Below are 10436 nucleotides of genomic sequence, written 5' to 3' on the forward strand. Positions count from 1 at the left end.
TTATGGTATCATCTTCAATTATCATTATCTTTTTCATATATTATATTTCCTTCTTTCTATAGTTATATTATATCATTGTTTTACTCTGTTTTATATTACAAGTTTGTAATGTATGAAAAAAAGACTTAGAACATCATTGTGATGCTGGTAAGTCTTTAAATTTTTTATTTTCTAAATACAACAACTATTTATATAAATGGTAAATGATGAATATCAAATTTATATTCTGCATTTCCTAGTTCCAATAGCATCTTATTTGCCAGGTTTATGTATTTCATTGTTCTATATTTTTTTAGTTCCTTTTTAAATTCATCTAAATCATTATATATTTTTTCTCTCGGCAAATAATATAAACTTATGCTGTTTTCAAAATTTATTGTTTTATTATCATTAATGCAATCATATAAATATAATATATAATCCATTGCATGTGCATATCCAAATAAATATGCAGCATCAAACATGTTGCCAATTTTTACATATCCTTCATATAGCATATAATATGTGTCTATAGATGAATGAAAAAATTCAGGATCTAAATATTCACCATAAACTTTTCTTGCTAAAATTCTTTCCAGTGAATGTATTACACCATCTTGAAAACATATTGAATATATTAGTAATGGTTCTTTTTTTTCTTTTAACATTCTATTGGTTTCTTGATGAACATCAAATGTCATGGGTAACATTATATCTACTATATTATACAAAACGTCAGAATTCAATAAATATTTATCATTTATCAATTGCTTTCTTATTTTTCTAACAAAAGTTGAGCCCAATGCATTGATAACAGTTACATTTTTATCTTTTAATTTTTCTACCATTTTTTCATCAGGAGATACTATATAAAAATGTGGCTTCAGACTACCCAACTTTTCATCAATAAATTGCCATATTTTTTTAAAGTCTTCATCATCTAATGAATATCCTATGAATACGACTGTCTTTCTGCTTAACAATTCTTTTATTCTTCCACCTATTAAATTTTCTTTCAAATTGTTATAACATTTTTCGTAATCTGATTCAGTTATTATTAATGTTCCAACATTATCTATACTTCCGTGAATTTTATATACCTTTCTTTTTTTGTCGTCGAGTAATGATATATCCTCATTATAAACTATGGGCATACATCCACATTTTTCCTCGAATTGTCTATCCCAATTTGTTGTTATTATCTCTTTTATGCTATAGATGTCAGATAATGGAACAAAAAATTTATTCATAACATTATCTATTTCTGGAAATGATTTATAATAATCAAATCTATCAATAATTTTATTAATTAACTTTCTCCTTCCATTTGGTTTTTCACAATACTTAGTCATTAATTGAGGAAAGGTATTATCATTGTTTTCACTTAGTTCATCATTTATGTCGGCATACAGTGTTGACTTATATACGTTTTTACCCTCTGTACTTATACCAGCACCAGCAAATATAACCAAATCTCCTTTTTTAACAGCATGAATAATTTCTGCTGGAACATCGAATTCTGTATTCATACATAATGCACATCCTTGTTTTTCTTCATTTATTTCATTATCAAATTTTCCCATATAGTATGATCATCCTCCTTCATTCCAATACTTTAAATTTATTATAAACTTGTTTTTATAATAAATTTATTTTAATATAAATTTTTCATTATACAATAATATTTTGTGTATATTGATGTTCTAATAAAAAAATTCAATTAATTAAAAATATACTTTCATTTATTTATTTGTTTATTATATAGTTATTATGCTGTTTATGCAACAAAAATAGTGACTTCTCGCAGCAAAAATCTAAATTATAAATTATCCATCGCAATTCCGAGCCTATCATCTATAATTGAATATATTTTTTCACTTAGATCTGTTCCAAGGTTATTAATAATTAAATTATTAAATATTTCATAACTGCACTCTTCATGATTTTTGTATAGTTTGAATATATATTTAGTAATTAGGTCGGCAAAACAATATGATGTAATAATGCATGTTTTCGTTCCTTTAATATCTTCTACTGCACTTGGTACATATCCCGGTGTAACAATTATCGTATATTCAGCATTGTATAATATTCTATGCTGTTTTAGTCTTCCATCATTAATACTAGATAATTTTTTATGTGTTGATTTGCCATCTGCACAGAATATAGTATTATTTTTTAAATAGTGACACAAAGAATCTGGTTGCCCTGGTCCTCCAATTGTTTCGGCATTAACATCTTCAAACAAATTGAAGCTTTTTGTAATGTATTCTTCAAATTTTGACCATTTATCTGGATTTGTTGATGTTTCAACTAATAATTTAGGAATTTGGAGATATTCTGTATATATATCTTCTTTTTCTTCTATCTCCTGTAATAAAAATTCTGGCACACTATTATAAATTTCCCTTATCCAGTCGCTTCTAAGTCCATGTGGTTTTTTTATTTCTTCATACAATGAAACTTCCAATAGGTATTTATTAACAAAATCTAATAAACTAGTATTTATTTTTAATGTTCTTGGTGTAACTACCGTTGGATTTTTTCTTACTTTAGAATGAATAGTAAAACGTTCTGATTTCTTTTCTTGAATTGTAATATTCATTTCGGACAAAATATTAAATAAATAATTGCAACTAACATAATTTTTTATAAATTGTGTTGCATCTACAGTTAATGTTTTAATAATTTCTTCTGTATTATTGTTTCTAAATTCAATAATTGTGTCAACAATTTTGTCATAATCACTTTTATTCTTGACTGTCTTTATATAATAAAGTATTTTAGACACCTCTATATTTGTTAATTCATAATTTAATCGATTATCAGTAAGTAACTTAAATATAAGTCTTAGTGGATATATATCAAATTCTTTCATTTTTTTATATGGATTATCGAACTGGATATTGAAAAGCATTCCAATAAAAACTTTATTTCTTTTTATTTCATCTTGCTCGTATTTTAATAATAGTTCTCCATATGAACTGACATGAATCTTTCTATTTGCTGTCTCATAAATTGCACCATAGAAACGAGGCTCATCAATTTTATGATTAGCTGAAGAAAAATCATAAAAATTCTTTTTTACATATGGGTTATATGTACCCATTTTTGAATGTTGCTCCATAAGTAATTGTTGAACATTTTCTTTTCGACTGATTCCATTAAGTTTACCAAATACATTTAATGTTATAAAGAACTGCTTTATATTGCATGAGTTTTGTGGAAATAGCCATACATCTCTATTCATTATTGTCACCATCCAAATTTCTTACTATCTTATATATTAATAATGGTGGAATACCTTCCCCAATAACCCTTCTTATAAAATTGTCATTTGCCCATATTGGTATGTTCCAATTATCAGGTATTGTAAATAATCTCATTATTTCGTACACTGTTAGCACCCTTGCATCACTATATGTACCATCTTTATTTAATCTGCCAGGATGAACATTACACTGTGATGATATAACACCATTTGCCATAGTTATTGTTGGGGCTGGTTTATCCCATTCCATTCTTTTATATGTAGTGTTGTAACCCTTGACACGTGTACCATCAATCTTTTTTGGATAATAAAATTCATTTTCAAATGCAGAGTGTCCTGTTGGTGTGTGTTGCATTATTTCGACATGCCGTATTGAATGTTCTTTTGGAATGTGCCATTTATGTACTTTTCTGCATTCTTCTATTTTTTTATCATTTCCTATAAAATAATTACTGTTTCCATCAATAATTGCTTCGACACTTGGAAGATCGCCAATCGCATCCCTAACAGTTATAACCTTATTCTCTTTTTTAGGAAATTCCCATTTATTTATTTTGTTTAATAAGATTATAGCTCTTTTTCGATTTTGTGGAACACCATAATTTTGTGCATTTATTATTTTGTTAGTGTTTATATTATATGTGTTCCCAAATTCTTTTTGAATTATTTCTTCTACTGTATTATTATTTCCATTATAATCTATTTTCAGTTTGAGTAACTGTGGAACATTTTCAATTAAAACATAGTCCGGGTTTAAATCCTTTATTGCATTTAGAACTGGAATTATTAAGGTGTTTCTACTGTCAGAATAATTTCTTTTACCGGCTACACTCATTCCCTGACACGGTGGAGTTGCCATTAAAAACTTACAATTCTTGTTTTTTGCAAGTTTTATTACTTCGTCGTAATGTTTATTAATATCTCCTTGTATCATCTCACATTCTGGATACACATTTTTATAAAATTCAGCTCTATTTTTTTCAAGTTCATTAGCTACTACAATATTTATTCCACACTTTTTTAATAACAATTCTCCAATTCCAACATTAGAAAAAAGCGACAAACCATTTATCATAATTTTTCCTCCTCGTATATATTTTCAAAAACATTCATTAGGACGTTTACTACTATTGAATTACCACAGATCTTCATTATTTGTCCATCGGATAATTTACCTTTTTTCATATTGTAATAGTCAGAATCATTATATCCCATTAACCTGCAGCATTCTAATGCATTTAATTTTCTTTCGAACAATTGTTCATTCTCATTTTTGATCAATTTTAGCCCAGTTCTTCCTGCTCTCTGTGTTGAACACACTTTACTTATCATAACACCATTTATTTTCCAGTCACGATCATCTAAAAATGCATATGTTCCATCTTTTACAGTTCCTTTTATCACTGATTTTGGTGTGAATTTTTTCCATCCCTTTTCATTAAAATCTATTATATCATTAATATCTTTTTTTACTGATAATTCATTGTCTTTAATTAAATCAGTATGACATTTACCATACTTAGATACCACAATGACACGGGGCCTTCTTTGGGGTATTCCATAATCTTTTGCATCAAATATTTTCCAATAATTTGTGTAGCCTTGTTTTTCAAGATAATTAAGCCAATCATTAAAGTTTTTTTTATTTTTACCAGTTGTTAAATTTTTAACGTTTTCTAATAGTAAATACTTTGGTCTTTTATTTTCTATTATCTTCTTGCATTCCCATAATAAAGAACTTCTTGTACCGCTACCAATATCTAACCCCTTTTGTGTTCCTACCGAAGAAATATCTTGACATGGAAAAGAGTAGGTAAACAAATCATGATCCGGAATATCCTTTACATCTAGCTTAGTAATATCACCCAAGTTATTGCATATATCTACTGCATCAAATAATGTTTCCAACGATTCATGATTCATTTTAATTATTTTAGATTTATTTCCTATTCCCCTATTAATTATTATTTCTTTTTTCTTATCGTCATTATATCTTTTTCTGCTCTTTTTATTATTTGCATGGGTATGATAATATGCAAGAATAGCAGCTTCATCAATGTCGCATGTTGCTACTATTTTATAACTTTTTTTTAAATTTCTTAATGCCATGCATTGTGCTCCAACTCCCGAAAAAGCTTCAAAAACTCTTAGCATATCATCACCGCCTTATAGTATATGTGTAATTTAATTATACCATTAAAATCTTTTTTTTCCTATAAAAGTAGATAAATTATTATTAATTTGTTGAAATTTTTATGATATTTTATTCATAACCGGTACATTAAATTGAAAAACATAAATTATAAGACCTTTTAATTAAAATACAATTAATGAAATTAAGAGTATTAATATAAGTATATAAAATTATTTTATATTACTCTTTGATACTTTTATAAAAAAACGATAACGTTAATAAATAAAAAATTATATTGATTTTTCATTTATCAACAGTTTTTAAAATATATTTATTGCTAACTTTTCAATACAGTGTAAATGTCAATATTTTTTTATTCATTGATTAGCCAATCAATATAGTATTTTCCAGAAAACGTATCTGTACAAAATACAAATACATTCTCTTTTGCTCTAGTTATTCCAACAAAAAGTTTGTTTTTAAAATCTTCTTTAATTGGAAAGGTACTATCTAAATATATTATAACATTTTTACTTTCTAATCCTTTTGATGAATGAATTGTCATTATTTTATTTTTCTTATCAGAAATATAATAATAATATTTATATTTTTCATCTAATAATTTATCTTGAATTATATGTAGTGTACTTTCACTAATTTCTATATTTAACTTATTTATTATTTTTGTTAAAAATTCACTTAAACTTAGTCCATTTATTTTTAACTCTTGCTTTTTTATATTACTATTAGTAAACGATAGATAATTTGCTAATTCATCAGCAGGATATTTATATCTATCATTTATGTTATCATAGTTAATGTAATATTTTATTAACTCATCAATTATTTCTTGATTAACTTCATAATCATCCGGCATATTATCTAGCTTTTTCGAAAATAAAATATCAAAATCATTTTTAAATTTTTCATATAATTTAATTGCTGTATTATTTGTTTCAGTCAATATATAAGTTCCACCTTTTATTTCTTTTAAAAATTCCAAATCAATTGAATTTATTATTTTGACATGTGAGTCTTTGAATGTTATTGGTGTATTTTTATCAAATATTTTATTAGCATAATACAAAATACTAGGATGACATCTTACACTTACTGTTATCTTTTTTATATTATAATCTTTTTTTGATAGTTCATTAAAGAATTCAGGTCTTGCACCTCTGAATTGATATATTGATTGATTAGGATCTCCAAAAAGTATTATATTAATATTTGTTTTTTCTTTTAATGCTTTTAGGAATTGATGCTGAAAATAATTTAGATCTTGGGCTTCATCAATATAAATCGATGGGAACCTTATTGAAAAATACTTGTTAAACAAGTCATATTCTACTATTTGTCTTGCTAGTATATATGCTGGAAATGATATTTCATAAATTCCATCATTTAATTTTTTATACCACTTTCTAATATAATCATCAGCTTCCATTTTGACATTGTAATTTCTATCATAATTTCTTACATATGAATTTATTTCTTGTTTATTATTAATTACAATTGAACTGATAGTTATCCTTCTGTTAATTTTTCCAATATGAAATAAATATCTATTTAAAAATGGAAAAATTATTAAGTTCATTATTAAAGAGTCTATAGTTCCTATAAAGCAGTTACTCAATTTATTATTAACTGTATTTAATCTACCTTTAATTTCATTTGAAGCTGCCTTTGTAAATGAACATGCTATTATACCTTGATATTCCTCAAGCACTTCTAATTCTTTTTCTATTTTCTTTACTAACGTATATGTCTTCCCAGCACCTGGACATGCCGATACGCAAAGATATTTAGTATTGTCATTTATTATTTTTGATTGTTGTTCGTCTAACACTTTTTTTAATTCATTATCTATCATAATTAATAAACCCCAACAAGACAGAATTTTTGTTTACCTCATTAATCTTTATATCTATATTTCTGTCAATAATAAATCTATGCAAGTTTGTCAATTTTGCATCCTTTAAATTTTTTATAACTTCTTCATAATCATTTTCATTGTATTGTATATAATCGAGAAAATCTTTTTCAAATCCCAAATTGTGCTTTGATAGTAATATTCTACTTTGTTTAAAGACGTCACATAGTTTGTCAATATTTTCCTCTACTAATTTTAATTTATCATTTCTATTAGCAAATTGAAAATTTTTTGCATTTGATAAATCTTCTATTCCAAGTATGTTTTTTATTTTTGTTTTTCCTTCATTATCTAGATAGTTTATACATCTTGTTATTCCAGCATAATAATACAAATTACTTTTTGAAGGCACCTTAAATATATCGTTGTCTGTTTTAATATATACTTTTATACCTAATGCTTCTAATAATTCTTTTATTTTTTTAAAAGCAATGCCATTAACCGAAAATATTCCAATATTATTATTAAAAACTATATTTCTAAAACTTGGATCTTGCGATAACAAATAACTGTAGAAATACTTTTCTGATTCGCCCTCTATTAATAGTACCGTGTCATAATACATCATCTCTGCAATTTCAACATTTATTAAATAACCATATTTTGAAAATTCTTTATTTTCAACATTATATATAAATTTTTTTCTTCTGTATACTTCATCTTGAACATCAAAATACCTTTGAATTTTAATTATTTGATTAGTTTTTTCAAAATCAACAACATGTGGTGAATGTGTTGTAACAATCATTTGGCTCGGTTTAAATGATGCTATAGCACTTATATAATGTTTTTGTAATAATACATATAAATGATTTTCTGGTTCTTCAACAATTATTATTTTTTTCTTATCGTCTTCATAAGTTTTTTCTTTTAATAGCATAGAAAATATTTTATTTTTTCCATCACCTATATTATTAAGTACATTTCCATAACTATCAAGTGTCAAGATTTCTAGCGACTTATATATGTTCTCTAGTTTTATGTTAGGAGTTAACTCAAATTTCATTCCGTCAAACATTTTTTCAAACTCACCGAGTTCATTTATATCATTTATTATTTCTGCTAGGGCCTCATCATTTTTTACATTTTCTTTTAACTTTTCTATTGTTTCTTCTATATTAGGACTAATATGTGTATCCATTTCTATGTGTCTTGCTTCTTTGTACTCAAAAAAATGTTTTGTCTCTTGCTTAGTATCATACGTTGGATTAATATATATGACTGACAACACTTTATCAAGTGGATTTTGTTTTGTTGTGTTATATTCTTTATAATCCAGATCCATATCACCAATTAATAACTCATCTTCATATATCAAAACATCTGTATTGTATGTGGATGTCAATTGTGCATAAACATATTTCTTTCCATCCTTTTCGCTTATCACTTCATGCAATTGTGCCAGCTGTTCATTTGTTAAATCATCTATTTCAAGTTTTATTTTGATAAATATATTTTGTTTGTTACTATTTGTCGAATCAGATTCAAAAAGTGGAATTCTTCTTTTATTATAGTCCAGTACTTTTAATATTGCTGCACAAATATTGCTTTTTCCACTATCATTTTGTCCAATTACTGTTACTACATCATTTATTTTTTCTAAAGTTATATCTATTCCTCTAAAATTTCTTATTTCTATCATGCTAATATGCATATTATTTACTTCACTTCCTTTACTACTAAAAAACGCCAGCACAAAAAATCTATTAAATAGACCTGCACTAGCATCTTTCTTTAACTAATTTAAGTATATCAAATTATTTACAGTTAATCAACAAATTTAGATAAATTTCTCCATACTAAAAGAATATATTTATTATATTTCAATATACTCTAATAAAACTAGTCCTAAAATAGTTATATGAAACCTACTTATATCTAAACTGTTTATAGTTCCTAAAGTACTTTTATAATCCAATTGTAATACTCCGAGCCTTTCTAATTTAATAAATGATTTGCCATAAAAAATCCAATCACTATAGTCAGCAGTAGTGTTTTTATCATAATACTCATATAACATTGTAAAATTTAAAGGTATTGGATTTGGAAATCCACAATAAATAGAAAAATCATTCCAAAATATGGTTCTCTTTTCATCTAAAATTATACTTCTATCTCTAAAAGGAAATATAGTAAGTTTTGATATTTTTTCCGGATTATTCTTATTTTCCTCTTTAATTATTTTATTTTTCATTTCAATTTCAGCATTTCTTTTGTCAGACTCCTCCAACCTTTTAATTTCTTGTTTATAATTTGATCTTTCTCCATCCCTCAAATATTTTTTTATATATTTAATTAAATCTAAATCATGTTTATTTAATGACGAAATTATCTCGCACAGTTCTTCTTTTACTTCACATTTTTCTTGCATTATATAATCAATGAATAAAGAAATATATATATCAACAGTTTCAGGAATACAGTTTTTTATGATATTTTCCAAAACAGTTGTCGAAAAATATTTTTTGTGTTCAGATAAATCTATAATTTTATTTTTGAAATCTTCTTTACTGATTTTTTTTGTTTCTAATTGCTTTTCTAATTTTTTTAGTCTTTTTATAATATCTTCATCACTTATAAGTCCTAATATTCTATTAACAGCGAAAACAATTAAAGGAGTGGCAACAAATTCAGGGACGGCCAAGGATACAATACCTGAACCAGCAGATATGCCATCATTGATATTTTGAATTTTAGATACCATTTTTCTGTCCATAATAATTCTCCTTCTTTAACAAATTCTTATCACAATTTTTAACTCTTTACATTTCTTGAAATCTTTCGGTTTATGTATTCTATGCACAAATGCAAATTCGATGGTGATTAAATAACAAATATATTAATATAATCATCACTGCTATTGTAATATTATTTTTTAACAGTTTTTATTTTATCAAATTATTTTTATTTAATCAACAAATTTAGACAAATTTCTCCATACTAAAATTATATTAGTATATATATATTGCTTATATATAATAGATGCAATAAGCATATTGTTATTAGACCTTAGGCTAATAACAACACTAATAAGACTTACACAGTAAGGCTTATAGTGAACATAATAAAATATATATAATTATTTATTATTAACTATCTCATCTAATTTACTTCTTATA

The 10436-nt window shown here is 25.3% G+C and carries 7 protein-coding genes; all 7 read right to left on the reverse strand.

Annotation, left to right across the window (positions count from 1 at the left end):
• Positions 1–188 precede the first annotated feature (188 nt).
• On the reverse strand, positions 189–1562 hold the full coding sequence (locus Q0F58_RS14685; RefSeq protein ID WP_294378098.1) for an SIR2 family protein: 1374 nt from the start codon (positions 1560–1562) through the stop codon (positions 189–191).
• A 236-nt stretch (positions 1563–1798) separates the two neighbouring features.
• Entirely contained in the window at positions 1799–3229 is a 1431-nt protein-coding gene (locus Q0F58_RS14690) for an AlwI family type II restriction endonuclease (RefSeq protein WP_294378101.1), read from the reverse strand.
• Positions 3222–4325, reverse strand: a complete 1104-nt coding sequence (locus Q0F58_RS14695) for a DNA cytosine methyltransferase (RefSeq protein WP_294378104.1) — start codon at positions 4323–4325, stop codon at positions 3222–3224. Before Q0F58_RS14695 ends, Q0F58_RS14690 begins: the two co-directional genes overlap by 8 nt.
• Positions 4322–5404: a DNA (cytosine-5-)-methyltransferase gene (gene dcm / locus Q0F58_RS14700; RefSeq protein WP_294378106.1), complete on the reverse strand. Its 1083-nt coding sequence runs from the start codon at positions 5402–5404 to the stop codon at positions 4322–4324. Before dcm ends, Q0F58_RS14695 begins: the two co-directional genes overlap by 4 nt.
• Positions 5405–5757: 353 nt before the next feature.
• Complete coding sequence (locus tag Q0F58_RS14705) at positions 5758–7257, reverse strand: ATP-dependent helicase (protein WP_294378108.1); 1500 nt, start codon at positions 7255–7257, stop codon at positions 5758–5760.
• A complete protein-coding gene (locus Q0F58_RS14710; protein ID WP_294378111.1) occupies positions 7247–8971 on the reverse strand; it encodes an ATP-dependent endonuclease in 1725 nt (574 codons plus the stop codon). The genes Q0F58_RS14705 and Q0F58_RS14710 overlap by 11 nt, the downstream gene beginning before the upstream one ends.
• 162 nt (positions 8972–9133) lie before the next feature.
• Positions 9134–10033, reverse strand: a complete 900-nt coding sequence (locus tag Q0F58_RS14715; protein ID WP_294378114.1) for a hypothetical protein — start codon at positions 10031–10033, stop codon at positions 9134–9136.
• Between the last annotated feature and the right edge of the window lie 403 nt (positions 10034–10436).

Source organism: uncultured Clostridium sp. (assembly GCF_934754915.1).
Taxonomy (GTDB): domain Bacteria; phylum Bacillota; class Clostridia; order Clostridiales; family Clostridiaceae; genus Clostridium.